The sequence below is a fragment of the Micromonospora endolithica genome, from assembly GCF_003626595.1.
Taxonomy (GTDB): Bacteria; Actinomycetota; Actinomycetes; order Mycobacteriales; family Micromonosporaceae; genus Micromonospora; species Micromonospora endolithica.
The window spans coordinates 496,946-523,789 of sequence record NZ_RBAK01000001.1 but is presented as its reverse complement, the minus strand read 5'-3'; the positions used below and the strand labels follow the sequence as shown (position 1 = coordinate 523,789).

General features: G+C 72.1%; 17 protein-coding genes. 9 read left to right on the top strand and 8 right to left on the bottom strand.

All coding sequences use genetic code 11. The annotated features are described in order from the left end of the window. Positions 1 to 60: 60 nt before the first annotated feature. The 3 genes from D7223_RS02295 to D7223_RS02285 are packed head-to-tail and all read left to right on the top strand — an operon-like array spanning position 61 to position 3,834. Positions 61 to 1,518 carry an APC family permease gene (locus D7223_RS02295; RefSeq protein ID WP_120724248.1) on the top strand — a complete coding sequence of 486 codons (1,458 nt, stop codon included), beginning with the start codon at positions 61 to 63 and terminating at the stop codon, positions 1,516 to 1,518. 13 nt (positions 1,519 to 1,531) lie between these two features. Further along, a complete protein-coding gene (locus D7223_RS02290; RefSeq protein ID WP_238161503.1) occupies positions 1,532 to 2,539 on the top strand; it encodes a hypothetical protein in 1,008 nt (335 codons plus the stop codon). Continuing rightward, entirely contained in the window at positions 2,536 to 3,834 is a 1,299-nt protein-coding gene (locus D7223_RS02285) for a histidine decarboxylase (RefSeq protein ID WP_420330285.1), read from the top strand. Before D7223_RS02290 ends, D7223_RS02285 begins: the two co-directional genes overlap by 4 nt. A gap of 100 nt (positions 3,835 to 3,934) precedes the next feature. On the opposite strand, the gene D7223_RS02280 is transcribed toward D7223_RS02285, so the two are convergent. The 3 genes from D7223_RS02280 to D7223_RS02270 all read right to left on the bottom strand — a co-directional run bounded on the left by D7223_RS02280 (position 3,935) and on the right by D7223_RS02270 (position 8,825). Then, positions 3,935 to 6,790, bottom strand: a complete 2,856-nt coding sequence (locus D7223_RS02280) for an aconitate hydratase (RefSeq protein WP_120724246.1) — start codon at positions 6,788 to 6,790, stop codon at positions 3,935 to 3,937. Positions 6,791 to 6,950: 160 nt separating this feature from the next. After that, positions 6,951 to 8,597, bottom strand: coding sequence for a hypothetical protein (locus D7223_RS02275; protein WP_120724244.1), 1,647 nt, complete (start codon positions 8,595 to 8,597; stop codon positions 6,951 to 6,953). A 15-nt stretch (positions 8,598 to 8,612) separates the two neighbouring features. Continuing rightward, the gene (locus tag D7223_RS02270; RefSeq protein WP_238161502.1) at positions 8,613 to 8,825 is read right to left on the bottom strand and encodes a hypothetical protein; all 213 of its coding nucleotides are present in this window, start codon (positions 8,823 to 8,825) and stop codon (positions 8,613 to 8,615) included. On the opposite strand from D7223_RS02270, the gene D7223_RS02265 reads away from it, so the two are divergent. From D7223_RS02265 to pulA, 5 genes are all read left to right on the top strand, one after another. Next, positions 8,824 to 9,498, top strand: a complete 675-nt coding sequence (locus D7223_RS02265) for a hypothetical protein (protein WP_120724239.1) — start codon at positions 8,824 to 8,826, stop codon at positions 9,496 to 9,498. The two genes, D7223_RS02270 and D7223_RS02265, sit on opposite strands and share 2 nt — an antisense overlap. Before the next feature lie 37 nt (positions 9,499 to 9,535). Beyond that, positions 9,536 to 9,925, top strand: a complete 390-nt coding sequence (locus tag D7223_RS02260; protein ID WP_120724237.1) for a hypothetical protein — start codon at positions 9,536 to 9,538, stop codon at positions 9,923 to 9,925. Between the two features lie 88 nt (positions 9,926 to 10,013). Further along, positions 10,014 to 10,685 carry a hypothetical protein gene (locus tag D7223_RS02255; protein ID WP_120724235.1) on the top strand — a complete coding sequence of 224 codons (672 nt, stop codon included), beginning with the start codon at positions 10,014 to 10,016 and terminating at the stop codon, positions 10,683 to 10,685. A 77-nt stretch (positions 10,686 to 10,762) separates the two neighbouring features. Continuing rightward, entirely contained in the window at positions 10,763 to 11,461 is a 699-nt protein-coding gene (locus D7223_RS02250; protein ID WP_120724233.1) for a cellulose binding domain-containing protein, read from the top strand. Positions 11,462 to 11,631: 170 nt separating this feature from the next. Then, complete coding sequence (gene pulA / locus D7223_RS02245) at positions 11,632 to 17,133, top strand: pullulanase-type alpha-1,6-glucosidase (RefSeq protein ID WP_120724231.1); 5,502 nt, start codon at positions 11,632 to 11,634, stop codon at positions 17,131 to 17,133. 78 nt (positions 17,134 to 17,211) lie between these two features. Here the strand turns inward: pulA and D7223_RS02240 are convergent, their stop codons facing one another. From D7223_RS02240 to D7223_RS02230, 3 genes are all read right to left on the bottom strand, one after another. After that, complete coding sequence (locus D7223_RS02240) at positions 17,212 to 18,843, bottom strand: right-handed parallel beta-helix repeat-containing protein (RefSeq protein WP_120724229.1); 1,632 nt, start codon at positions 18,841 to 18,843, stop codon at positions 17,212 to 17,214. A gap of 496 nt (positions 18,844 to 19,339) precedes the next feature. Then, complete coding sequence (locus tag D7223_RS02235) at positions 19,340 to 21,007, bottom strand: right-handed parallel beta-helix repeat-containing protein (protein WP_420330284.1); 1,668 nt, start codon at positions 21,005 to 21,007, stop codon at positions 19,340 to 19,342. A gap of 365 nt (positions 21,008 to 21,372) precedes the next feature. Beyond that, complete coding sequence (locus D7223_RS02230; RefSeq protein ID WP_120724224.1) at positions 21,373 to 22,854, bottom strand: aminopeptidase P family protein; 1,482 nt, start codon at positions 22,852 to 22,854, stop codon at positions 21,373 to 21,375. Positions 22,855 to 22,986: 132 nt separating this feature from the next. Here D7223_RS02230 and asnB point away from each other — a divergent pair, with 132 nt between their 5' ends. Beyond that, the gene (gene asnB / locus D7223_RS02225; RefSeq protein ID WP_120725648.1) at positions 22,987 to 24,948 is read left to right on the top strand and encodes an asparagine synthase (glutamine-hydrolyzing); all 1,962 of its coding nucleotides are present in this window, start codon (positions 22,987 to 22,989) and stop codon (positions 24,946 to 24,948) included. A 103-nt stretch (positions 24,949 to 25,051) separates the two neighbouring features. Here asnB and D7223_RS02220 read toward each other — a convergent pair whose 3' ends face one another. Next, positions 25,052 to 26,191, bottom strand: a complete 1,140-nt coding sequence (locus tag D7223_RS02220; RefSeq protein WP_120724222.1) for a lytic polysaccharide monooxygenase — start codon at positions 26,189 to 26,191, stop codon at positions 25,052 to 25,054. Positions 26,192 to 26,453: 262 nt separating this feature from the next. Beyond that, complete coding sequence (locus tag D7223_RS02215; RefSeq protein ID WP_120724219.1) at positions 26,454 to 26,828, bottom strand: nuclear transport factor 2 family protein; 375 nt, start codon at positions 26,826 to 26,828, stop codon at positions 26,454 to 26,456. Positions 26,829 to 26,844 lie beyond the last annotated feature (16 nt).

The window sequence follows — 26,844 nt, the reverse complement described above, 5'->3', positions numbered from 1 at the left end:
CTCGTGTCCGGTCCCGCCGGCTTGCCTCCCGAGCGCGCCGTTCCTCCGGGCGGCTCAGCGATGACGGCGCACGTACAGGCGGCGCTGGCCCGCAGGACTCTGAACACGTGGGGAATGGGCCTGTTCGGCGCGGCGGCTTCAGCCCCGATGGTCGTGCTGGCCGGCGGTATGGTCGCGACCTACGCCACGACCGGGGTGACCACGGTGCCGCTGGTGTTCCTGCTGGTCGGCGGGGTGGTCGCGCTGCTGGCGGTGGGTTACACGGCCATGTCACGGCAGGTGCCGCACGCCGCGGCGTACTACGCCATTCTGGCGCGTGGCCTGGGCCGGCGGTCGGGTGTGGCCGGCGGCGTGGTGGCGCTGGTGGCGTACAACGCGATCCAGATCAGCCTCTACGGGCTGCTCGGTGCGACGCTGGCGGGCCTGGTCGGTGGCACCTGGTGGGTGTGGGCCGCGGTGGCCCTGGTCCTGGTGGCCGCGGTCGGGGTACGCGCCATCGGGCTGTCCACCGCGCTGCTGGCGACGGTGCTGGCGGGCTCGCTGGTCATCGTCGTTCTGTTCACGACGTCCGCGATGTCCGCTCCGGCGACGGGCAGCCTCTCCTGGGAGGGTTTCTCGATCTCGGGGCTGGGCGCCGGCGGGATCGGCGGTGCGGTCGCCCTGTGCCTGGCGGCGCTCATGGGCGTCGACGCCCCGGCCAGTTTCTCCGAGGAGAGCCGCGACGAGCGGGGTGTCACCCGAGCGGTCTTCGCCAGCGTGCTGTTGCTGACCCTCGTCTACGCCGTCGCGGCGTGGGCGATGGGCGTGGCCGCCGGCCCGGACCGCGTCGCCGAGGTCGCCGCCGATCCCGACGGCGGGTTGCCGTTCGCGGTGCTGGAGCGGCAGTTCGGCGGGTTCATGACGCCGCTGGCCCAGCTGGTGCTGGTCCTGGCGATCATGACGTCGCTGCTGGCTTTCCACAGTGTCATCGCCCGGTACGCCTTCGCGATGGCCCGTGAGGGGGTGCTGCCCGCGGCGCTGGCCCGCTCGGGCAGCGGCGTCCGGGTCAGTGCGCCGGTCGGGGGATCGGTGCTCCAGACCGTGATCGCCGTGGTGGTCGTGGCCGTCTTCGCGTTGATGGGGGCGGACCCGGTGGCGACCATGTTCACCTGGCTGTCCACCTTGGGCGCACTTGGACTCCTGTGCCTGCTCATCGCCGCCTCCGTCGCGGCGGTGGCGGCGCGCACCACGATGCTGGCCGGCACCGGAGCGGGATCATCGCTGTTCGTACCCGTCGCCGGGGTGCTCCTCGGCCTGGTCGTCCTCGGCGCGCTGGTGAGCAACGTCGGGTCGCTGCTCGGCGCCGCACCCGGCTCGCTGACGCCGTACCTGCTGCCCCTGGTCATCGCCGGCGCCGCCGTCGGTGGCGTGCTGTGGGCCGGGTTCCTGCGGCGGACGCGGCCGGCCGTCTACCAGGGAATCAGCCGGGGCCGTCCGGACACCCACGCGGTGCCCGACGACGTCGGCGTCACCTTCTAGTGCGGGGGCACGGATGAGCTACTCGATGTCGCCACCTCCGGGCCGGCACCACGCCGGCCCCGACGACCGCGGCTGGTCCCCGGCCGAGCAGCCGCCGACCGGACCGTCGGGCGCCTACCCCGTGTCCGGCGGACCCGGCTCGGACTGGCGGGGTCAACCCGGCCCCGGCCCCGGCCCGTCCGCGCCACCGCCCCCGCAGTGGGGGACCGAGGGCCGGGGCCAGTGGTCGCCGGCCGGCCAGCCGGTAGCCGCCGCGCCACCGCCGGCGGGCCGGCCCGGTGAGACGACGGCCATCGAGCGCGCCTGGGTGGACCTGCGACTACAGGTCGCCTCCCGGCTGCGCGGGGTCAACGCCAAACATTGCCAGGAGGCGTTCGACCGGCTCGGCAGACGCAACGCGCTCGGCCCGCACGGTGTCGTGCTGTTCTACACCGTCGGGGATCGGCAGGTGCCCCACGGGTGCCGGCTGCTGATCGCCACCCGGCTCTTCCTGGCCGGCCCGGAATCCGATGATCTGCCCAAGGTGCTGCATGACCTGTCGCGCACTGCGGCCGGCAACATCGCCCGGGCGGAGAGCCGGGGCCAGCGGTGGGACCCGCGCGGGCCGGAGGGTTCGCTGATCAACGGCGGCGACCCCGACATGCCGCGTGACGCCGGCTATCTGGGGGTCGGAATCAGCACTCTGGACAGTGAGGACGGGCCCTGGCACGCCGTCGCCGACGCGGTGCGCCGCCAGCCGGCGGACATGCCGCGGCCGAGGTCGGTGTTCGACCTGGCCGGCGAGGGCATCGCACTGCTGTGCGACGGCACCGCGCTCCGGATGGTACGCAATCCACGCCGGCGTCTGGGCGACGACGGGTTCACCAGTAACAAGAGCCTCGACGCGAGCCAGCGGTGGCCGTACAACCCGTACGCCGACCTCACCGAACAGGGCGACCAGACGTTGCGGGCGGCGTGGGCGCAACTGGGTACGTTGCACCGTACCCTCGCCGACCACCTGCTCTCCGGACGGACCGCGTGAGCGCCGGCCCCGCCGAGCACGCGGCCGCCCTCACCTCCTCCGCGGTCGATCTGCACGCCGGCGGCATCGACACGGGGGCGGTGGTCCGGGCGCTGCTCGCCCGGGCCGCGGCCGGGCAGGCCACGGCGATCGGTTTTCCCGGGGCGGTCGACATCGACTACGGCCCGGTCCTGCCTCTGTTCGGGCGGCTGTTCAACAACGTGGGTGATCCGAACACCGACCCGGGCGGCACCGCGCACACCAAGTCCCTGGAACGAGCGGTGGTCGACTGGTGCGCCGACCTGGTGGCCCTGCCCGCCGGCGACCGGTGGGGCTACGTCACCGCAGGCGGCACCGAGGGCAACCTCGCGGCCCTGCACGCGGCGCTCGGCCGCCACCCCGGCGCGATCGTCTACCACAGCCGGTCGGCGCACTACTCGATCAGCAAGATCATCGACATCATCGGCGCCCCCGGCGTGGTCGTCGACGTCGACGACCACGGCGAGATGGACTACGGGCACCTCGCCGCCCTCGTCCGGCGACGGCACCACCGACCGGCGATCGTCGTGGCCACCGCCGGGACGACGATGACCGAGGCCGTCGACCGGCCCGACCGCATCGAGGCGGTCCTGCTGGAGCTGGGCGTCGACCGGCGGCATGTCCACGTCGACGGCGCTCTCGCCGGTCTTCCCCTGGCCCTCGACGGCGCGATCACCCTCGACGGCGGTGGCGCCGACAGCCTCGCCGTCTCCGGGCACAAGTTCCTCGGCACCCCGATTCCCTGCGGCGTGGTGCTCATGCGCGACAGCATCCGCCGCGAGGGTCGGCACATCGCCTACACCTCCACCCTCGACACCACCGTCAGCGGCTCCCGTTGTGGACAGGCCGCCGCGCTGCTCTGGTACGCCATCGCCGGCTACGGCACCGACGGGCACCGCGCCCGCGCGGCCCGTGCCCGGGACGTGGCCGGCTACGCGGTCGACCGGCTCACCGAGATCGGCTGGCCGGCCTGGCGACACCCGCACGCCTTCACCGTGGTCCTGGCCACCCCACCCGCCGAGGTGACCCGCAAGTGGCTGCTGGCCACCGAAGGGCACTGGTCGCACGTCGTCTGCGTGCCCGGGGTCACCCGTGGCCAGGTCGACGCCCTGGCCGCGGACCTCCGCGCGGTGACCCGGGCCGGCGCGGGTGTCCCCGCACCGCGCCGGCCCGCCCGGACCGGCGGCGGGGCGGCGGCACGCTCGCGGCTCGTCGATCTCCCGGCCGCCCACCCGGTCGCCGCGATCCATCCGGCGCCCGCGATCCACCGGCCGTGAGGAGACCGGCTGCGGAACGCGGCGAGGTCGAACTCACGGCGAGCGGGAATGCCGAAGGCCCTCCCCGCTCGTGCTGGGAGGGCCTTCGGTCCGCGGTGCGTCAGTTGGCGATCATGCGGCGCAGCACGTACTGAAGGATGCCGCCGTGGCGGTAGTAGTCCGCCTCGCCGGGGGTATCGATCCGGACCACCGCGTCGAACTCGACGCCGCTGTCCGTGGTGACCTTGACCGTACGCGGCGTCCGGCCCTCGTTCAGCGCGGTAACACCGGTGATCGTGAACGCCTCGGTGCCGCTCAGGCCCAGCGAGTCGGCGGTCTCGCCGGCCGGGAACTGCAACGGCAGGACGCCCATGCCGATGAGGTTCGAGCGGTGGATCCGCTCGTACGACTCGGCGATGACCGCCTTGACCCCGAGCAGCATGGTGCCCTTGGCGGCCCAGTCCCGCGACGAGCCGGAGCCGTACTCCTTGCCGGCCAGCACGACCAGCGGGATGCCGGCGGACTGGTAGGCGACCGAGGCGTCGTAGATCGAGGTCTGCTCGCCGGTGAGGTGGTTGACGGTGAAGCCGCCCTCCACACCGGGGACCAGCTGGTTGCGCAGCCGGATGTTGGCGAACGTGCCCCGGATCATCACCTCGTGGTTGCCCCGGCGGGAGCCGTACGAGTTGAACTCGTGGCGCGGCACGCCGTGCTCGGCGAGGTACGTGCCGGCGGGGGAGTCGGCCTTGATCGAGCCGGCCGGGGAGATGTGGTCGGTGGTGACCGAGTCGCCCAGCTTGGCCAGCACCCGCGCGTCGGCGATGTCGACGACGGCCGCCGGCTCCTGCTGCATGCCCTCGAAGTACGGAGGCTTGCGCACGTAGGTGGACTCGGTGTCCCAGGCGAACGTGTCGCCGGTCGGGGTGGGCAGTGACTGCCACCGCTCGTCGCCGGCGAACACGTCGGCGTACGCGGCGCTGAACCCGGTGGCGCCGATCGCCTGGGCGATGACGTCCTGGATCTCGGCGCTGTTCGGCCAGATCTCCCGGAGGAAGACGGGGTTGCCCTCGCTGTCCTGGCCGATCGGCTCGTTGGCCAGGTCGATGTCCATGGTGCCGGCCAGCGCGTACGCGACGACCAGCGGCGGGGACGCCAGGTAGTTCATCTTGACGTCCGGGTTGATCCGGCCCTCGAAGTTCCGGTTGCCGGAGAGCACCGAGACGACGGCGAGGTCAGCCTCGTTGACCGCGGCGGAGACCTCCTCCGGCAGCGGGCCGGAGTTGCCGATGCAGGTGGTGCAGCCGTAGCCGACCAGGTTGAAACCGAGCTTGTCCAGGTAGGGCGTGAGGCCGGCCCGGTCGTAGTAGTCCATGACCACCTTGGAGCCGGGGGCCAGGGTGGTCTTCACCCACGGCTTGCGGGTGAGGCCCTTCTCCACCGCGTTGCGGGCCAGCAGCGCCGCCCCGATCATCACCTGCGGGTTGGACGTGTTGGTGCAGGAGGTGATCGCGGCGATCACCACGGCGCCGTGATCCAGCTCGTACTCGACGCCGTCCGGGCTGGTGACCCGGGTCGGCCGGGTGGCCCGTCCGCCCGCGCCCACCGCGGCGGTCTCCAGGTCGCGCGGCGCGTCGGCCGGGTCGCTGACGCCGTTGGCCGGCGGGTCGCTGGCCGGGAAGGACTCGGCGCTGGCCTCGTCGGCGTGGCCGTCGGCGCCGAACGGCTTGTCCTGCTGCGGTACGCCCGGCTTGCGGCCGGGGTCGCCGCCGGTCTCGTCGGCGGCCACGTAGTCGGTGAGCGCCGACCGGAAGAGGGTCTTCGCGCTGCCCAGCGGCACCCGGTCCTGCGGGCGCTTCGGGCCGGCCAGGGACGGCTCGATGGTGCCCAGGTCCAGCTCCAGGCGCTCGGAGTAGTCCGGCTCGTGGTCCGGGTCGTGCCAGAGGCCCTGCTCCTTGGCGTACGCCTCGACGAGCGCGACCTGAGACGCGTCGCGGCCGGTGAGCTCCAGGTAGCGGATGGTCTCGGCGTCGATCGGGAAGATCGCCACGGTGGAGCCGTACTCCGGGGACATGTTGCCGATGGTGGCCCGGTTGGCCAGCGGCACCGCGCTCACGCCGGGGCCGTAGAACTCGACGAACTTGCCGACCACGCCGTGCTTGCGCAGCATCTCGGTGATGGTGAGGACCAGGTCGGTGGCGGTGGTGCCGGCCGGCATCTCGCCGGACAGCTTGAAGCCGACCACGCGCGGGATCAGCATGCTGACCGGCTGGCCGAGCATCGCGGCCTCGGCCTCGATGCCGCCGACGCCCCAGCCCAGCACGCCCAGGCCGTTGACCATCGTGGTGTGCGAGTCGGTGCCGACCACGGTGTCCGGGTACGCCTGGCCGTTGCGCTCCATGATCGTGCGGGCCAGGTACTCGATGTTCACCTGGTGCACGATGCCGGTGCCCGGCGGGACGACCTTGAACTCGTTGAACGCGGTCTGACCCCAGCGCAGGAACTGGTAGCGCTCCTTGTTGCGCTCGTACTCCAGCTCGACGTTGCGGGCGAACGCGTCCTCGCGGCCGAACAGGTCGGCGATCACCGAGTGGTCGATGACCAGCTCGGCCGGGGCGAGGGGGTTGACCTTCCCGGCGTCGCCGCCGAGGTCGCGGACGGCCTCGCGCATGGTGGCCAGGTCGACCACGCAGGGCACGCCGGTGAAGTCCTGCATCAGCACCCGGGCCGGGGTGAACTGGATCTCCACGCTCGGGTCGGCGGCGGCGTCCCAGCCGCCGAGCTGCCGGATGTGGTCGGCGGTGATGTTCGCGCCGTCCTCGGTCCGCAGCAGGTTCTCCAGCAGGACCTTGAGGCTGTAGGGGAGCCGTTCGTGGCCCTCCACCGTGCTGATCTTGAAAATCTCGTAGCTCGCGTCTCCGACGCGCAGCTGGGTCTTCGCACCGAAGGTGTCGAGGCTCGCCACGTCGTACTCCTTCACACCAGCGACCGTGAGTAGTCCTGAGCAGTCTTTCGTACCGGCCGGAGTGCCGCCCAGGTTAGGTGACACTTACCGCCGGTCGGCGTCTTCAATAAAACCGTACGTCCGTCTTGTTATTCACGCAACCTCGGGCCAGGTTTCGGGACGAGGAGCCGGCCGGTCAGCCGAACAGCGCGGCCCAGAGCACCACCGCGGTCAGGGTGATGCCCTGCCCGATGTTGACCAGCAGCAGCGGCCGTCCCGATTCGGCCGGCTCCGGCCGCCCGCGCCCGCGACGCGGGGCCGACGGGGAACCACCGACCCCACCGATCAGCAGCGGGGCCAGCCCGGCCAGGAGGCCGACCCGGAGCGCACCGGCCCCCGGGGGCGGATCCTCGCCGGGACCGCCGCCGGCGAACAGGAGCGTCAGGGCGAAGGCGAGCAGGACGACGCAGCCGATGAGGGCGTAGAGGGCGGGACGACCGGGCCGCGCATGCCGGTAGATCAGGCCGGCCAGGACCATCGTGCCGCCCACCGTCGACCAGCCGACGACGGCGAGTGCGACCGGCTGGCAGCGGTCGGCGGTGCAGAGCAGGTCGAACAGGCCGGTGAGCGTGACGTCGCTGACCCGGATGCCGAACACGGTCGCGGCGAGGACGGCCGCCACCGTCGCGATGATCTCCACCGCGTGCAGTGCCGGCCACGCGGGGGCGCCCTGCCGGTCCCGTGCCGGCCGGGGCGGCGCCGGCGCCCGCAGCGGCGCCCGGGGCGACAGCGTCCGACCGTCGACCGTCACCGTGCACCATCGACCGTAGACCGGAACGCCGTGCAGTATCGCGTCCCGTCGCCTCCCGCCGGGCAGGCCGCTCTCCGGCCGGATCGGCACCTCACCGAAGGGCAGTTCGTCCATGGCCCGACGCCGGAGCCGGACCACCCCGGCGGCGAACTCGACGACGACCTCACTTGTCGGCTGGGGCCGGCGGGTGAACCGCCAACGGGACGCCAGGGCTGTCGCCGCCGGCGCGCTGCCCCCGATGCCGAGCACACCGAGCAGGGTGGCCAGGGACAGCCACGGGGTCAGGTCGTACGGCTCGCTGAGCGGCTGCCGCAGGCCACGGTCGTCGACGGCGAGCCGGAACGGGCCGCCCACCGGGTGGTCGTCGGCCCCGAACACCCCGATCCGCGTGGTGCTGCCGTCGGGCAGAGCCAGCTCCACCGTCGCCTCGTCCGGGTGTGACCGCACCGTGCCGGTGACCACCGTCGCGGCGGCCTGCCGGGCGTCCGCCCGGTCCTGGGCGTACGCGACCCAGAGCGCCACCGCGACGCCCGCGCCGAGCAGCGCCACCGCGGCGAGGGTCGGCGCGAGCGGCGGGCGCACCGACCAGCGGATCGGCGGCACCGGCTGCCGCTCTGCGGACCTCGGCCGGCGGACGCGGGACCGGCCGACGGCTCGGCGGTGCAGCAGCACGCAGCCGGCCACGTACGCGACCGCCACCCCGGCCGACCACAGCGGCGGTCCGACCAGGGGACGGGCCAGGGTGAAGCCGACCAGCGCGATGGCGGTGACCACGCCCACCCCGGCGGCGAAACGCAGCCCCAGCCACCCGGCGACGACCGTGCTGAGCAGCAGGCCGATCAGCACGTTGCCGGCCCGCTCCGGGCCACACGGCGCGGCCTCGGTGCAGGGCGGGTAGGGCGCCGCCACCATCACGGTCACCAGCAGCACCAGCCCGCCGAGGAACACCAGCGCGCCGGCGGCACGGCGCTGCCGGGCGTCGGTGTCGACGGGCGCCTGTCGCGGCGTCCCCCACCCCGACAGGTCGGTCACGACGAGGGTTCCCGGTCAGGCCGGGTCGTCGGTCCGGGCGCCGCCCCCGGCGGCCTGCGCGTGACGCTCGCGCAGTCGGTCCCGGATCTCCTCCGGGGTGTACGCGCGACGGCGCCGCTCGGCGCGGGCGATCACCACCCCGGACGCCGCGACCCCGGCCAGGCCGGCCAGTCCGAGGACCTTCCACCACCGCATCCGCTGTCGCATCCGCATAGGGTAGACGCTCATGAGCATCAGTCTGGACGAGGCCGTCGACCTGACCCGGACCGGCGACGTGTGGGTGTTCCGCGGTCGCAGCGTGCCGGACCGGGCCATCCAGTTCACCACCAACAGCCCGGTCAACCACGTCGGCATGGCCGTGGTGCTCGACGACATGCCACCGCTGATGTGGCACGCCGAACTGGGCCGGTCCCTGCCCGACCTGTGGTCGGGCACCCACCAGCGCGGCGTCCAACTGCACGACCTGCGGGACGCGGTCTGCGTCTGGGCCAACCGGTACGGCCAGCGGGCCTGGTTGCGCCAACTGGACCCGCCGGCCGACGCCGAGATGGAACGGTCGGTGCTGCGGACCATCGCGCGCCTGGACGGCACCCCGTTCCCGTCCACCGCCCAGCTCGCCTGGCGCTGGCTGCGCGGCCGGACGCCGGCGATCCGGGTCCCGGCGCTGCCCGGCCGGGGCCGGGAGCGTGACCGCACGGACACGCCGACCCGGGACCAGGCCCTGGAGACGGCCTACTGTGCCGAGGTGGTGGCCGTGACCTACGAGGCGATGGGGCTGCTGCCCGCCGGGCGCCGGCCCAACTGGTACGACCCGGGGCGGTTCTGGAGCGGCGACGACCTCGGCCTGGCCCGCGACGCCCGGCTCGGCGCCGAGATCGAGGTACGGATACCGCCGCGGTGAGGTTTGGCCCGGCGGCCGCCCGGCAATTGCATGCGTCGTGACAGCCTCCACCGACCTGGACATGCTGACCGACTTCTTCGACCGGTACGGGGTGGCCCTGACCGTCGGCGACATACCGGCCATCGCGGGCTGCTACGCGCTGCCCGGGCTGGTGGTCGCCGACACCTACAGCTTCTCGTTCACCTCCCCGGCCGCGGTCGCGCTGTCCTTCGTGGGCGCCGCGCCGGACTACCAGGAGCGGGAACTGGTGGCGGCGCACGCCGCGATCGAGGACGTGCAGCCGGTCTCCGCGCTGCTGACGATGGTGGCCGTCGAGTGGGAGTTCCTCGACAGCCAGGGCTGTCGGGTGCCCGGCGAGCGATACCGCTACCTGCTGCGTGGCACCGACGACGGGCCGGTCATCTGCACGGTCCTGCGCACCGGCTGACGGCCGGCGACGGGGGGCCGGATCGCTGATTCCGCATCGCGGGACGGGTTGCTAGGTTTGCGCGTCGGCTGCGTCGAGGGGGGACCTCATGGCGGTGCAACCCACCGGCGACCCCGGTGACCGGGCGGTCTCCCGGGCGCTGGCCTCGGCGCCCTGGGTGGTCGTGCTGCTCGGCGTCGCGCTGCTGGTCGGGTTCCTGCTGGTGGCCCTGCTGTCGTTCCGCGGCTCGGAGCGGCAGGCGGCACCGCCACCCGCGCCACCGCTGCTCCTGCCGACGCTCGTGACCACCCCCGGGCCGACCACCGGGCCCACCGACCGACCGACCCCGTCCCGGCCCGCCGCCGCGTCGTCGACCCGTCGGGTCGACCCCCCGTCGCCGTCCGCGCCCCGCTCCCCGGCACCGAGGGCGACCACCGGAGCACCGGGCGACGCCGCCCCGGCGGGGGTGACCGCGCGGTACCGGGTGCAGGACGACGATCGCTGGTCGTTCGAGGTGGAACTGCTGGTCCGCAACGACGCCGACCGGCCACAGGAGTGGCGGGTGGAGTTCTACTTCAGCGGCGACCTCCGGGGCCTCCAGGCGTCCGCGGAGTCCGGGATCTCCGTCTCGGCCGACGGCACCGGCTCGTACGTGCTGCGCGGCAGCCGACCGCTCGACGGTGGCGACAGTGAGGTGGTGTCCGTGCGGGTCAACCGGTACGGCACCTGGGACCGCCCGGACAGCTGCACGGTGAACGGGGCCGACTGCACGATCGGCTGACGGCACGGTCAGCCGGCGGCACTGTCCGACATGGCCGCTGCTCGCTACGCTTCCCGGACAACCCGCTGAGGAGGGACATGTCCGGCACGCGTCGAGCCCCCCGGTCCTCGCCCACCAACACCGCCATCGCGTCCTCACCGTGGGTGGTCGTGTCGATCGGCGTCGTGGTGATGGTGGTGCTGCTGGTCGTGGCGCTGGGCGCGTACCGGGGACGGCACCCCGACGGCGGACCGCGACCGGACCCCGCGCCGCCGATGGTGCTGCCCGAGTACTCCCCGTCGGTCGACGCCGACGCTCCCACCGGCGTCCCGACGGTGGCACCGACCGGGCCGGTGCGGCCCGGGTTGTCGCCGCGCTCCACGGTCCTGCCGAGCACTGCCCCGACCGTCGTGCCCACGCCGTCACCGCCGGTCTCCGGTGGCGCGGCCGGCACGCCGTCGGTGCGACCGGCCGCCCCCGTGCCACCGCCGGCGGTGACCGGACGGTACCGGGTGGTGGACTCCTTCCACGGTGGGTTCATCGGCGAGGTGCTGATCAGCAACACCGCGCGGACGGATCGTGGCTGGACCGCCGCGCTCAGCTTCCCCGGCGGGCGGGTCGTGACCGCGTGGGTGGAGGGCGCGCCGCAGGGCACGTTGACCACCACCCGGGACGGCTTCACGTACCGCAGCGGTGTCGACGTGGCGGCGGGTGGCTCGGTGCCGTTGCGATTCCACCTCGAACAGGCGGACAGCCGTCCGGCGCGCTGCACCGTGGACGGCGTGGCCTGCCGCTGAGGCCGGGACGGGCGTCCAGCGTGGACCCTCGCGCCGGACGGATCGGGAGTGCGGCGACGCAAGCCGACTGCAAGCAGCCTGCTTTGTTTCGACTCTGTTTGCAAGGTATTGCAGAATGTTTCGGCAAGGGCTAGCGTGCGGGCGAATCAGCGACCAGAGGAAGGCCGTCGATGAAACCGCCGCCCACACCGCGCAAGGCCTGGCTAGCCCTCGTCTCCCTGCTCACCCTCACCCTCGTCGGCGCCCCGGTCGCCGTGAACCAGATCAGCGCCGACGCCAGCGCGCGTACGGCGGTGACCGACCCGCTCGCCGCCGCCGGCGCCACCCAGTGGCGCTCCGAGCCGTCCGCCGACGCACTGCTGAAGGCCGCCGACAACAAGGCGAAGGCCGAGCAGTTCTACTTCGTCCTGCCCGACCGGTTCGCCAACGGCGACCCGCGCAACGACCGGGGCGGCCTGTCCGGTGACCGGCTCAAGACCGGTCTCGACCCGAAGGACAAGGGCTTCTACCACGGTGGCGACCTCAAGGGCGTGATGGACCGCCTCGACTACATCGAGGGCATGGGCACCACCGCCATCTGGCTCGCCCCGGTCTTCAAGAACCGCCCCGTGCAGGGCACCGGCGACGACGTGTCGGCCGGCTACCACGGCTACTGGATCACCGACTTCACCCAGGTCGACCCGCACTTCGGCAGCAACGAGGACCTGAAGAAGCTGGTCAAGCTCGCGCACCGGCGCGGCATCAAGGTCTACCTCGACGTGATCGTCAACCACACCGCTGACGTGATCAAGTACGCCGAGGACACCTACACCTACGTGGACAAGAAGACCTCGCCGTACACCGACGCGCGGGGGCGGGCCTTCGAGGACCGCAACTACGCCGACGGGACCCGGGACTTCCCGGACGTGGACACCACGTCCTTCCCGTACACCCCGACCTTCGCCACCCCGGCCGACGCGAAGGTCAAGGTCCCGGCGTGGCTCAACGACCCGACCATGTACCACAACCGGGGCGACTCCACCTTCGCCGGTGAGAACAGCGAGTACGGCGACTTCTTCGGCCTCGACGACCTGTGGACCGAGCGTCCCGAGGTGGTGCGCGGGCTGACCAAGGTCTACGGCGACTGGATCGCCAAGACCGGCGTCGACGGTTTCCGGCTGGACACGGTGAAGCACGTGAACCTCGACTTCTGGCCGCAGTTCAGCCAGGGCATCGAGCGCACCGCCGAGCGTGCCGGCAAGAAGGACTTCTTCATGTTCGGCGAGGTCTACAGCTCCGACCAGGAGGTCGCCTCCACCTACGTGCGGCGCGGCGGCCTGCCCGCCACCCTGGACTTCTCCTTCCAGGAGGCGGCGCGCGGCTACACCGCCGGTGGCGGCTCCGCCAAGGCGCTCGCCGACGTGTACGCCCGCGACGACCTCTACGCCGCGCGGGACACCGACGCCGGTCGGCTGCCCACCTTCCTCGGCAACCACGACATGGGCCGGATCGGCTCCTTCATCGCCTCCGGCGGCACCGACCCGGCCACCCACCTGCGGCGTGACCAGCTCGCCCACGAGCTGATGTTCCTCACCCGCGGTCAGCCGGTGGTCTACTCCGGTGACGAGCAGGGCTTCACCGGCCCCGGCGGGGACAAGGACGCGCGGCAGGACATGTTCGCCTCCAAGACCCCCGACTACCTCGACGACGACCTGCTGGGCACCGACCGCACGCACGCCGTCGACCAGTTCGACACCGGGCACCCGCTCTACCGGGCCATCGCCGAGCTGGGCAAGCTGCGCCAGGCCCACCCGGCGCTGCGCGACGGCGTCCAGGTCACCCGGCACGCCGCCGACGGCCCGGGCGTCTTCGCCGCCTCCCGGGTGGATCCGAAGCAGCGCACCGAGTACGTGGTCGCGGTGAACAACGCGGACACCCCGCAGACTGTCACCGTGGACACCTGGTCGGCCGGCGCCACCTTCACCGGCATCTACGGCGGCACCGCCAAGCCGGTCGCCGCCGCCGACGGCAAGCTCACCCTGACCGTGCCGCCGCTGTCCGCGGTGGTGCACCGGGCCGGCACGCCGATCGCCGCTCCGACGGCCAAGCCGACGATCAGCATCAGCGCCCCGCAGACCGACGCGCCGGTCGCCACCCGGGCCGCGGTCACCGCCCAGGTGACCGGTGACCCGCTGGCCACCGTCACGTTCGCCGCCCGGGTCGCCGGCGGCAGGTGGACTCTGCTCGGCTCCGCCGACCGCGCGCCGTACACAGTGCACCACGACCTGACCGGCCTGGCCGGTGGCACGAAGGTCGAGTACAAGGCGGTGGTCCGGGACGGCAAGGGGCGTACCGCCACCGCCCGCTCCACCGCCGCGGTCGGCACCCCGGAGCAGGGGCAGTCCCGCGACTGGCTGGTGGTGCACTACCAGCGGCCGGCCGGCGGGTACGACGACTGGGGCCTCTACGCCTGGGGCGACATCGACCCGGCGTACGTCACCGAGTGGCCCAAGGGACAGCCGTTCGCCGGTGAGGACTCCTACGGCCGGTTCGCCTGGGTGAAGCTCAAGCCGGGCGCGAAGTCGGTCGGGTTCCTGGTGGTCGACAAGGACGGGAACAAGGACGTCGACCAGGACCGTACGGTCGACGTGACGCAGACCGGCGAGGTCTGGCTCAAGCAGGGCGACCCGACCATCCACCCGACCCGCGAGGCGGCCGCCGGTGAGCCGGCCCCGCCGGTAGCCGACGGGACGGCGGTGCTGCACTACCGCCGGGCCGACGGCAACTACGACGGCTGGGGTCTGCACCTGTGGGACGGCGCCGCCAACCCGACCGACTGGGCCAAGCCCCTGCTGCCCGCGCGGACCGACGCCTTCGGCGCGGTCTTCGAGGTGCCGCTGTCGGCCGGTGCGACCGGCCTGAGCTACATCATCCACAAGGGCGACGAGAAGGACCTGCCCGAGGACCAGCGGCTGGACTTCGCCAGCGCCGGGCGCGAGGTGTGGCTGCTCGGCGGCACCCGGGGACGGCTGCTGCCCGGCACCACCACCGGCACCGCCAAGGACCTCGACGTCACGAAGCAGAAGGCGCACTGGATCGACCGGTCCACCGTCGCCTGGCAGACCGGCCCGACCGACGGCAAGACGTACGCCCTGGCGGTCGCCCCGGCCGGCGGGATCACCGTGGCCGACGGCGAGCTGACCGGGACGTACACCACTCTCCCGCTGCGGGCCCAGCGCAACGGGCTGACCGAGGCCCAGCGCGCGAGGTTCCCGCACCTGTGGGCGTACCAGAGCCTGACCCTGGACCGGCAGGCCCTGGCGAAGGTCCCGGCGGCGCTGCGCGGGCAGCTCGTGGTGACCGAGCGGGACGCCGAGGGTGGCCTGCTCGCCGCCACCGGCGTGCAGATCCCCGGTGTGCTCGACGACGTGTACCCGGCGGCGACGCAGGCGCGGCTCGGGCCGACGTTCGCCGGCGGGGTGCCCACCCTCGCGGTGTGGGCGCCCACCGCCCGGACGGTGTCGCTCGAACTCTTCGACTCGCCCACCGGGCAGCCGAAGACGGTGGCGATGAGCCGCAACGACCGGACCGGTGTCTGGTCGGTGCGGGGCAGCCGGGCCTGGGCCGGTAAGTACTACCGCTACCAGGTGCAGGCGTGGCAGCCGGCCGCGCAGAAGGTCGTCACGGCGGCGGTCACCGACCCCTACTCGGTGGCGCTGGCGCCGAACTCCACGCACAGCCAGATCGTCGACCTGACCGACCCGGCGCTGAAGCCGGCCGGCTGGGACCGGCTGCGCAAGCCGGCGGCGGTGCCGTCGACCAAGGTGCAGATCTCGGAACTGTCGGTGCGGGACTTCTCCGTCGCCGACGACACCGTCCCGGCGGAGCGGCGGGGCACGTTCCTCGCCTTCACCGACCCGGCCACCGCCGGGATGAAGCACCTCAAGGGCCTCGGCGACGCCGGGGTCACCCACCTGCACCTGCTGCCGGCGTTCGACTTCGCCACCATCCCCGAGCGTCGGGCAGACCAGCGGCAGCCCGCCTGTGACCTGGCGAAGCTGCCGCCGGACTCCGACGAGCAGCAGAAGTGCATCGCCGCGGTGGCCGACACCGACGGCTACAACTGGGGGTACGACCCGCTGCACTACACGGTGCCGGAGGGCGGCTACGCGGTCGACCCGACGGGCGCTGCGCGGACCACCGAGTTCCGGCAGATGGTCGCCGGGGTCAACACCGCCGGCATGCGGGTGGTGATGGACGTCGTCTACAACCACACCTCGGCCTCCGGCGCGGACCCGAAGTCGGTGCTCGACCAGGTGGTGCCCGGCTACTACCACCGCCTGCTGGAGGACGGCACGGTCGCCAACTCGACCTGCTGCGCCAACACCGCTCCGGAACACGCGATGATGGGCAAGCTGGTGGTGGAGTCGCTGGTCACCTGGGCCAAGGCGTACAAGGTGGACGGCTTCCGGTTCGACCTGATGGGCCACCACCCGAAGGCGAACATCCTGGCCGTCCGCAAGGCGCTGGACAAGCTCACGCTGGCCCGGGACGGCGTCGACGGCAAGTCGATCCTGCTCTACGGCGAGGGGTGGAACTTCGGCGAGGTCGCCAACGACGCCCGGTTCGTCCAGGCCACCCAGGCCAACATGGCCGGCACCGGCATCGGCACCTTCAACGACCGGCTCCGCGACGCGGTACGCGGCGGCGGCCCCTTCGACGCCAACCCGCGGGTGCAGGGCTTCGCCTCGGGTCTGCTCACCGATCCCAACGGTGACGAGATCAACGGGGACGCCGCCGCGCAGCGCGCCCGGCTGCTGCACCAGCACGACCTGATCAAGGTCGGGCTGACCGGAAACCTGGCCGGCTACCGCTTCACCGACTCGTCGGGCAAGCGGGTCACCGGCGCCCAGGTCGACTACAACGGCTCCCCGGCCGGCTACACCGCCGCGCCGGGCGAGGCGGTCACCTACGTCGACGCGCACGACAACGAGATCCTGTACGACGCGCTGGCGTACAAGCTGCCGCAGGACACGCCGATGGCCGACCGGGCCCGGATGCAGGTGCTCGCGCTCGGCACGGCCGTACTGGGACAGGGCACCGGGTTCGTCACCACCGGCACCGAGCGGTTGCGTTCGAAGTCGCTGGACCGCAACTCGTACAACTCGGGGGACTGGTTCAACCAGATCCGCTGGGACTGTGCCCAGGGCAACGGGTTCGGCATCGGCCTCCCGCCGGAGCAGGACAACAAGGACAAGTGGCCGTACGCCAAGCCGCTGCTGGCCGACAAGAGCCTGGTGCCGGACTGCGCGGCGATCGACACCACCAACGCCCGGTACGCCGAGCTGCTGAAGATCCGGGCGTCCTCGCCGGTGTTCGGGCTCAGCACGGCCGAGCAGGTGCAGAAGCGGGTCGCCTTCCCGCTGTCCGGCACGGCGGAGACGCCCGGCGTACTCACCATGACGCTGGACGGTCGCGGCCTGGACCGGCGGTGGAAGTCGGTGACGGTCGTCTTCAACGCCACTCCGGAGGCGGCCACCCAGCGCCTCGGCGGGCTGCGCGGCGCGGACGTGGCGCTGCACCCGGTGCTGCGCGACAGCGCCGACCCGGTGCTGCGGACGGCCTCGTTCGACGCGTCGACCGGCACCTTCCGGGTGCCGGCCCGTAGCGTCGCGGTCTTCGTGCAGCGGTAGCCACTACCCGGGCCCGGCCCCCCTCCGCGTCCTGCGGAGGGGGGCCGGGCCGGTTCCGGGTGGAACATCCGACGGTGATCAGCCGAAGCAGTTCTCCACCGGGGTCACGGTGCCCAGGCAGTTGGTCGGCTTGTTGGCCTTGATGGCCGACTTGTCGTCCACGTTGACCTCGCTGACGAAGCTGAACACGCCGCCGGGCCGGATGGTGGAGAAGTTGTGCGCCACCTTGGTGTCGTCCAGGTCGACCGTGCTGAAGACGGCGAAGATGCCGCCACCGATGCCGATCGGACCCACCGCCCGGTTGCCCGAGATCTCGCTGTCCCGGAACGTCGCCTCACCGAAGAGGGTGAAGACGCCGCCGCCGAAGAACCCGGCCTTGTTGTCCTTGATCTCGCTGTGCTCGACGTTCGCGATCGCACCGAAGGCCAGCGCGATGCCGCCACCCACACCGACCGTGGTGTTGCTGGCGACCTTGACGTCCTTCAGTTCGACGTTGCTCTCGTCGGCCGCCGCGAGGCCGCCGCCGGCGATCACCGCGGTGTTGTCGGTGATCTTCGAGTACTTGACCGTGGTGTCGCCCTCGATGTCGAGCAGGCCGCCACCGAAGCCGAGCGTCTCGTTGCTGGTGATCTCGGTCTTCTCGATCCAGGCGGTGCCGCCCTCGACGTCGTCCCGGAAGATGCCCGGCGCGCCGTTGGCGATGCCGCCGCCGCCGATGATGGCGTCGTTGTCCTTGATGGTGGACTCGGACACCTTCAGCACACCGGCGTTCAGGATGCCGCCGCCGAAGAAGAACGCGGTGTTCTCCGCGACGGTGGTGTGGTGCAGGCTGGTCTTGCCGAAGTTGGCGATACCGCCGCCGCTGCCACCGGACTGGTTGCCCAGGATGTGGCTCTTCTCGATCTCGGCGGTGCCGCCCGGCTGCACCAGGATGCCGGCGCCGTCGTTCTCCTGCGGCTGCTCCAGGGTGCCGACACCGCCGGCCTTGGCCGCCGCGGCCTTCGCCGCCGCCGCGCCCTTGGGCTCCGCGCGGAGCACCTCGAGGTACGGCTTGCCGGCCTGGGCGAGGCGGGTCGCCTCGACCGAGTTGGAGTACCGCGACCACACCGACTCCGGCGTGACCGGGGCCAGGTCGCGACGCTCGAGGGTCTGGCCGTTCTTGATGGTCAGGCCCTTGAGCTTGAGGTTCCCGCCCCGGCCCACGTGGAGGATCCGGAAGTACTCGGCGGTGGCGTCCCGCACGATCTTGGTGTCGTGCCCCTTGAGGGTGACGTCCTGCTCGATCACCGGCAGGCCGTTGCCCTCGCCGTCGTGCCGGGTCAGCGTGTAGGTGCAGTCCTTGGCCAGCTCCAGCACGCCGCCGTGGTTGTTGTTGGCGTACACGATGGCCTGGATCAGCTTGTCGGAGTCGCAGGGCACCTCCTTCCCGCGGTCCTTGTCGTACTCGTGGTCCTTGGCGCCCTTGTTGCCCTTGTCCCGGTCCCGGTCCCGGCCCTCGGCGCCCTGGTCGCCGTCCAGGGCGACCTGCTGGGTGGTGGACCACTTCAGGCCGTCGACGCCGACCGCGCCGGCGCCGGTGGCCACGCCCACCGCCGCGATGCTGACCACGCCGGTGAGCCCGGCGACGCCGCTGGCGAGCCAGAGCTTGCGGCGCCGCTTCGGCGCTGCCCCCTGCTCCGCGGCGTTGTTCTTAGCTAGGTAGTTGGACATCGGAGCTCTCTGCCCTCTCCTCGTACCAGACAGGGTCGCCACGCCACAGCGAGCGTCCCCTGCTACAAATCGGTTGTAGCTCCCAGAAGCAACGTATGAGAATGTTCCGCGTCTCGCGGGCATATCCGAAATAAGCCCGCATTAGGTTCATCTTCCATCGCTCAGGGCCGGGCGGGGCAGGTTCCACGCGTTACCGGCCGACGGCCCCGGGTGGCAACAAACCGTCCGTGCGGGCGTAGGCGGCCCGCAAACGGCCGGTCCCGTGACGGCGAACCCCCGCCCGGTGGCCCGCCCGTCCCGACGGTGCGGCCCGGCCGGTGGTGGTGCGGTGGTGCGGACCGGCCCGGCGAGGGGCGCGGCAGCCCGCACATGGAAGGGCCCTTCCGAGCCGGTCGGCGCGGAAGGGCCCTTCCTCTATGTGAATCAGCCGTCAGCCCGGGCGCGTCGTGCGCCCGCGGGTCACGGCGTTCGCGCGGCTGCCCGCGCGTGCTCGTGCTCAGGCGAAGCAGTCGGGAACGTTGGTGCAGTTGGTCGGCCTGTTCCCCTTGACCACTGATTCGTCGTCCAGCTCTACCGTGCCGGCGGCGTCGTTGAAGATCCCGCCCGGCGCCCGGGTGGCGGCGTTGTGCGCCACCGTGGTCCGGTCGAGCCGGACGACACCCTCGTCGTCGTTGTAGATGCCACCGCCGCGGGCGAACGGGCCGACCGCCCGGTTGCCCACGACCTCACTGTTGCGCAGCACGACCGTGCTGTCCTCGTTGAACAGGCCGCCACCGAAGAAGCCGGCCTTGTTGTCCTTGATCTTGCTGTGCTCGATCGTGGCGGTGCTGTCGTCGACCACGGCGAGGCCCCCGCCGACGCCCGCCGTGGCGTTGCCGGCCACGACCGCGTGCTCCAGGCTGAGCTGGCTCTCGTCAGCCGCGGCGATGCCGCCGCCGGCGAGCAGGGCCTGGTTCCCGGTCACCTCGGAGTAGGTGGCCGTCGTGGTCCCCTCGACGTCGAGCAGACCACCACCGAAGCCGACCGTGTTGTTGCCGGAGATCTCGCTCTTGTAGAACCAGGCGGAACCACCCTCGACGTCCTCGCGCAGGATGCCCGGGGCGCCGTTGGCGACACCGCCGCCGCCGATGCCGGCCTCGTTGTCCCGGATCTTCGACGTGTCCACCTGAAGCACGCCGGCGTTGAGAATGCCTCCGCCGTAGTAGAAGGCGGTGTTGTCGGCGACCGAACTGTCGCTCAGCCGGGTGCGGCCGAAGTTGGCGATGCCACCACCGCTGCCGCCCGACTGGTTCTTCACCACGTGGGTCTCGACCAGGTCCGCCGCCCCACCGGGCTGCACCAGGATGCCCCCGCCGTCGTTGGGCTGGGGCTGCTCCAGGACCCCGACGTCGGCCCGCGTACCGGTCCCGGTCGCCGTGGCCGGCTTGGCCGCCGGTTTGGCCGCCGGTTTGCCGGCCCCGGCGGGCGGGCTCGCCTTCGCGGCGGCGGCCACCGGCTTGGCGACCGTGGGTGTCGCCGGCTTGGCCGCCGTGGGTGTCGTCGGTTTGCCGGCCGCCGCGGTGTCGGCCGCGGAGGACGAGAACCGGGACCAGACCGTCGCCGCCGGTACGACCATGGCGCTGTCCAGCGTCTGTCCGCCGGCCACGGTCAGACCCTTGAGGGTGAGGTGGCCGCCCCGACCGACGTTGAACACCCGGAAGTACTCCCCGGTGCCCTCCCGCACGATCTTCGTGTCGTGCCCCTTCAGGGTGATCCGTTCGCTGATCACCGGCAGGCCGTTGCCGTCGTCGCTGCGGGTCAGCCGGTAGGTGCAACCCTTGGCGAGATTCAGCACGCCGCCGTCGTCGTTCGCGTGGACGATCGCCTGGATCAGTTTGTCGCTGTCGCAGGGCACGTCCTTCGCGCGGCCCTCGTGCTCGTCCGCGCCGCCTTTCCACTCGCCGCCGGACCACTGCCCGCCGGACCGTTCGCCGTCGTGCCCGCCGGTGTCCGCACCGGCGTCAGCCTTGCCGGCCGGTGCCTCGGCCGGGCCGGCGTCGCTCACACTCTGCCGGGAGTTGGACTGCGCGTCCGGACGGTCCGCGGGCTTGTCGTCACGGGCGGCCACCCCACCGAGAGCCGCCAGGCCGACGACGCCGGTCAACCCGGCCACGCCGGCGGCCACCCACAGTTTCCGTCGTCCCCGGTGCGGTGGACCCGGGTCGGGTCCACCGTCAGAAGTCGTCACGTCATTGGACATCAGAGCCTTCCGCCCTTTCCTGCTACCAGACGGGGTCGCACCACCCGAGGCGGCGTGACCAGCTACAAACCGGTTGTAGCCTCTGATCCCCACCGTATGAGAAGGTTCCTCGCGAGATGCTCGTATCCGAGGAAAGCGCGCATTCTCCATACTTCGGCGACGTAACGGCGCAGGCCGACCCGACCCGGGCCGGATCGCCCCGGCGCACACGAAACGGGCCCCGTCGGGGGCGCGGAACGACGTCGGAACGTCGCGCGCCCCCGACGGGGCCCGTCGTACGGCGGTACGGCTCAGCCGGGAAGGCGGGGACCGGCCTCGCGCTGCTCGGTCAGCCACGTCTCCACCTCGTCGGCGGCACGCGGCAACGCGGCGGAGAGGTTCACCGCGCCGGTGGCGGTGACCAGGACGTCGTCCTCGATCCGGATGCCGATGCCGCGCAACTCCTCGGGGACCAGCTCGTCCTCGGGCTGGAAGTACAGCCCCGGCTCCACGGTGAGCACGTAGCCCTCGCCGAGCGCGCCGTCGCGGTACATCTCCTTGCGGGCGTTGGAGCAGTCGTGCACGTCGATGCCGAGCATGTGGCCGAAGCCGTGCAGCGTCCACCGGCGGTAGACGGTCGACTTCTCGTCCATCGCCTCGTCCACGCTCACCGGCAGCAGGCCCAGGTCGGCCAGCCCTTCGGCGAGCACCCGCATGCAGGTCAGGTGGACATCCTTGAACTTCACCCCGGGCCGGATCGCGTCGATGCCGGCCTGCTGCGAGGCGTACACGATGTCGTAGACCTGGCGCTGCAACGGCGTGAAGCGGCCGTTGACCGGCAGCACCCGGGTCACGTCGGCGGTGTAGAGATGGCGTCCCTCGACGCCCATGTCCATCAGCAGCAACTCACCCGGACGGGTGGCGCCGTGGTTGTGCACCCAGTGCAGGATCGTGGCGTGCTCGCCGGCGCCGACGATCGAGCCGTACCCGACGTCGTTGCCGTCGTGCCGCGCCCGCAGCGCGAAGATCCCCTCCAGCAGCCGCTCGGAGACCGCCCGGTCGGCCGGCAGGATCCGGGCCACGTCCTCGAAGCCGCGGACGGTCGCGTCGATCGCGTCCTGGAGCTGGCCGATCTCCCACTCGTCCTTGACCAGCTTCAGCTCGGAGATCGCGATCGCCAGCTCCCGGTCCCGCGGGGGCTGGCCGTCGGCCCGGACGCCGTCGTACGGACGCACCGCCGCGTCCACCGCGGCGTCGAAACCGCGCAGCACCCGGGTACGCCCCGGCGCCGCGTCGGCCAGCGCCGCGTCCAGCTCGGTGAGGTCGGCGGTGGGCAGGCCCAGCTCGGTCGACTTCTCGGTGAGGGTGTGCCGCCGCCCGACCCACAGCTCACCGTGCCGGCTGCGGAAGAACTCGTCGGTCTCCCGGGAGGACCGGGGCCGCATATAGAGCACCGGGTCGTGGCCGGAGCCGTTCGGCCGCAGCACGAGCACGCTGTCCGGGTCGTGGTCACCGGTCAGGTAGGCGAAGTCGCTGCCCGGCCGGAACGGATGGTCGGTGTCGTTGGCGCGTACCTTCTCGGTGCCGGTGGGGATCACCAGCGTCTCGCCCGGGAAGGCCGCGGAGAGCGCGGCCCGGCGCTTGGCGTAGTTCGGCACCTCAGGGCGGGGGCCGACCGGCAGCGCGGTGTCCTGCCAGCCCTGCCGCATGAACGCCAGGAACGCCTCCGGGAAGTCCGGGTCGTGTGACTCGGTGCCGTCCGCCGGCGTGCTGTCGGTGCGATCCTCGGTCATGCGCCGCTCCCTCCGTGTCCGGTGCTGTCCCGACCGTACCGCGCGGCGTTCCCGCGCAGCATGGCGCGGGCGGGCGGTCCTTCCGCCGATGCCCGCGCCGGGCGGTCCCGTCCGCGTGGAAAGATGACCACCATGTGCGGACTTCTGGCCTTCTTCAGCGCGCGCGGCGACGCCGCCGCCCACCGCGACAACATCGCCGGGGCGTTGGAATGCCTGCACCACCGCGGCCCCGACGAGACCGGGGTCGAGGTGGTCGGCGACGCCTCCGGCCGGTACGCGGACGGCGTGTTCGCGCACAAGCGGCTGGCCATCATCGACGTCGCGTCCAGTCACGAGCCGCTGCCGTACGCGGGCGGTCGCTACCTGTTGACCTTCAACGGTGAGATCTACAACTACATCGAGTTGCGCGACGAGCTGGTCCGCGACTTCGGCGCCCAGTTCGCCACCGCCGGTGACGGCGAGGTGATCGTGGCGGGTTACCACTACTGGGGCGAGCAGGTGCTCACCCGGCTGCGGGGCATGTTCGCCTTCGTCATCTGGGACCGGCAGGAGCGCCGCGCGTTCGGCGGCCGGGACTACTTCGGCATCAAGCCGCTGCACTACCTGGAGACCCAGGACGGCCTCTACCTGGCCTCGGAGAAGAAGGCCCTGCTGCCCTTCGCGCACGCCAACTACGCGGGCGACGCGGGCGTCGACACGGCGAACCTGAGCCACTACCTGACCCTGCAGTACGTCCCCGAGCCCGGCACCCTGCACAAGGGGATCAGCCGGATCGGCTCCGGGGAATACCTGACCTGGACGCCGGGCGGCCGGATCGACGTGCGGCGGTGGTACCGGCCGGTGTTCCGGCCCGGCCCGGTCGCCGACGAGCAGCGCCTCTACCACGAGATCCGGGAGACGCTGCGGGAGAGCGTACGCATGCACATGCGCTCGGACGTGCCGGTCGGCTCGTTCCTGTCCAGCGGCATCGACTCCACCGCGGTGGTCGCGCTGGCCCGGGAGTTCAACCCGAACATCCTCACCTTCACCGTCGGCTACGACGTCCCCGGCTACTCGGAGATCGACGTCGCCCAGGAGTCGGCCCGGCACCTCGACGTGACCACCATCCCGACCAAGATCGGGCCGCAGGACATGATCGACGCCCTGCCGAAGATCGTGTGGCACCTGGACGACCCGGTCGCCGACCCCGCCCTGGTGCCGCTCTACTTCGTGGCCAAGAAGGCCGCCGAGCACGTCACCGTGGTGCTGTCCGGTGAGGGCGCCGACGAGTTCTTCGGCGGCTACACGATCTACCGCGAGCCGCTCTCGCTGAGCAGCGTCAACGGTCTGCCGGGGGGTGTGCAGAAGGGCCTGCGGGCGGTCTCCCGGGCCATCCCGCAGGGGGTCAAGGGCAAGAGCTTCCTGGAGCGCGGCACCACCCCGCTGGAGGAGCGCTACTACGGCAACGCGCGGATGTTCACCGAGGAGGAGAAGCAGCAGCTGCTGCGCCGCTACGACCCCTCGGTGCGCTACACCGACGTGACCGCGCCGATCTACGCCGAGTGCACCGAGCTGGACGACGTCACCAAGATGCAGTACGTCGACCTCTACACCTGGCTGCGCGGCGACATCCTGGTCAAGGCCGACCGGATCTCGATGGCGCACTCGCTGGAGGTGCGGGTGCCGTTCCTGGACCGCGAGGTCTTCGACGTGGCGGCGAAGATCCCGGTCGAGCTGAAGCTGCCGCCGCGCTCCGACGCCACCAAGTACGCCATGCGCCAGGCGCTGGTGGGCGTGGTCCCGCCGGCCATCGTCAACCGGAAGAAGCTGGGCTTCCCGACCCCGACCCGGGTCTGGCTGCGCGGCGAGATGTACGAGTGGGCCCGGCACGTGCTGTCCACCTCCGGCGCGGGTGACCTGCTCGACCTGTCGTACGCGCTGCGCCTGCTGGAGGAGCACAAGCGGGAGGAGGCCGACCACTCCCGCAAGGTCTGGACGGTGCTGATCTTCTGCATCTGGCACGCCATCTTCGTGGCCAAGACCCTCGACCCGGGCATCCAGCGCAACCAGTCCGCCCTGCTGACGAAGCCGGTGGTCGGCAGCATGGTCCGCTGACGGTGCAAGGAAGGGCCCCCTGTTAACGCCTGGCGTTGTACAGGGGGCCCTTCTTAACATGTGCCGCGCGGCGTCCGTGCCGGGCAGCGCAGACCGGGCCGGGTCAGCGGCCGGTGCAGCTCACCGTCGGCAGCGTGTTCGCGCCGTTGGTGTTGGCGGTGAAGCCGAACGTGGTGGTGCCCTCCGGCGCGAGGGTGCCGTTCCAGGCCGCGTTGGTCACCGTGACCGACGACCCGGAGCCGCTCAGCGTGCCGCTCCACACGTTGTTGATGGTCTGGCCGCTGGGCCAGGTCCAGTTCGCGGTCCACCCGGACCAGGTGGACGACGTGTGGTTCATGATCATCACTTCGCCCTGGAATCCACCGGACCAGGAGCTGACCACCTTGTAGACCGCCATGCAGTCACCGCTGTGCGGCGGCGGGGTGGTCGGGTTCGGCGGCGGGGTGGTCGGGTTCGGCGGGGGAGTGGTCGGGTTCGGCGGCGGGGTGGTGGGGTTCGGCGGCGGGGTGGTCGGGTTCGGCGGGGGCGTGCCGCCCGGGCCGACGCCGGTGACCTCACCGTTGCCGCCGTCGAAGGTGACGTCCGAGCAGCCGAAGAAGTTCTCCTGGCTGTCCGAGCGGACCCAACGGGAGTAGATGATGTGCCGGCCGGACTTGTTCGCCGGCAGATTGCCGCTGAAGTAGTAGTGCCCCTCGTTGGTGCCCACCGCGCCACGCTGCGGCGGGTTGGTCACCGTCAGGAACGGCTGCTCCAGGTCGCTCCAGGCCAGCGGCCGGTTCGGGCTCCAACTGTCCTTGGTCACGTAGAAGTAGAACGTGCCCGGGTGGTGGGCCCAGTTGCTGTACTTGAAGTCCAGCCGCGCCCCGGCGGTCAGGTGCGTCAGCGGCCAATCGGTGCGCGCCGCGTCGTACCCACTGAAGCCGGGGTTGCCGCCGCTGCACAGCTTGCCGTCCGGAATGAAGCCGGTGGTGCGACCGCCGGCGTCCGAGCGCAGCACGCTGAACCAGTTGTAGAGCGAGTTCGCGCCGCTCTGGGCCACGGCGGCGGAGCAGGCGGGGTTGTTCGGCCGGATCTCGCCGGTGCCGGTGAGGCCGTCCTTCCAGCACAGGAAGGTGCGGCTGCCAGGGGTCATGGCGGCGCCGTGCGCGGCGGCCGGATCAGGGCTGCTGGTGAGCGCCACGGCACCCACGAGCAGGGTCGCGGCCGCGGTGAGCAGCGCGGCCGTACGGGAACGGTGGGACACGGGTTCTCCTGACTCGCGGGGACGACATCACCCCGCGACTCGCGCGCACGGTCGGCTCGGTGGCCGTCCCGCGGCGACGGGCGGTTACGACGTTCACGGCACGCGGCCCCGGACACGGGCGTACGCCGTGGATGGTCCGCCTCGCGGACCGCTGCCCTCACGGTGGAACCCGGCACCGGCGGCGCGGCAGCCCCCCGCACCGCCCGGCTTGCGCCATCCCACCACGTTCCGGCGAACGGCGCAATAGGTGGTGCTCGATGCGTCAGTAGCGCTCGGTCAGGTGCGCACGTCCCGGCGGCGGCTCGTAGGGCTCCGGCCAGAACTCGGTGACGGTCGCGATCAGCCCCGCCTCGTCGAGATCGAAGAAGCTCGTGGCCGCCAGTGACGACCCCGCGTAGTCGCAGGTGATCCAGGTGGCCGCCCGCGAACCCGCACCCACCGCGCGGGTCACCCGCAGGTGCCAGCCGTCCGGGTAGTCCCGGTTGAACCGCAGGAACGCGGCGCGGCCGGTGATCCGCTCCCGGGTCTGCGGCAGGTGGTAGACCACGTCCTCGGCGAGCAACGTGCCGAGGCGTTCCCACTCCCGCGCCTCGCACGCCGCCCAGTACGCCAATACGGTGTCTTCAGCGCCCGTCATGGCGCGTACTGTGCCA

Excerpts from the sequence above, each read along its gene's own strand:
- D7223_RS02295 (WP_120724248.1), top strand. The coding sequence starts at position 61 with ATGACGGCGCACGTACAGGCGGCGCTGGCCCGCAGGACTCTGAACACG.
- D7223_RS02290 (WP_238161503.1), top strand. The coding sequence starts at position 1,532 with ATGAGCTACTCGATGTCGCCACCTCCGGGCCGGCACCACGCCGGCCCC.
- D7223_RS02265 (WP_120724239.1), top strand. The coding sequence starts at position 8,824 with ATGAGCATCAGTCTGGACGAGGCCGTCGACCTGACCCGGACCGGCGAC.
- D7223_RS02270 (WP_238161502.1), bottom strand. The coding sequence starts at position 8,825 with ATGAGCGTCTACCCTATGCGGATGCGACAGCGGATGCGGTGGTGGAAG.
- D7223_RS02255 (WP_120724235.1), top strand. The coding sequence starts at position 10,014 with ATGGCGGTGCAACCCACCGGCGACCCCGGTGACCGGGCGGTCTCCCGG.
- D7223_RS02250 (WP_120724233.1), top strand. The coding sequence starts at position 10,763 with ATGTCCGGCACGCGTCGAGCCCCCCGGTCCTCGCCCACCAACACCGCC.
- pulA (WP_120724231.1), top strand. The coding sequence starts at position 11,632 with ATGAAACCGCCGCCCACACCGCGCAAGGCCTGGCTAGCCCTCGTCTCC.
- D7223_RS02240 (WP_120724229.1), bottom strand. The coding sequence starts at position 18,843 with ATGTCCAACTACCTAGCTAAGAACAACGCCGCGGAGCAGGGGGCAGCG.
- D7223_RS02230 (WP_120724224.1), bottom strand. The coding sequence starts at position 22,854 with ATGACCGAGGATCGCACCGACAGCACGCCGGCGGACGGCACCGAGTCA.
- asnB (WP_120725648.1), top strand. The coding sequence starts at position 22,987 with ATGTGCGGACTTCTGGCCTTCTTCAGCGCGCGCGGCGACGCCGCCGCC.
- D7223_RS02215 (WP_120724219.1), bottom strand. The coding sequence starts at position 26,828 with ATGACGGGCGCTGAAGACACCGTATTGGCGTACTGGGCGGCGTGCGAG.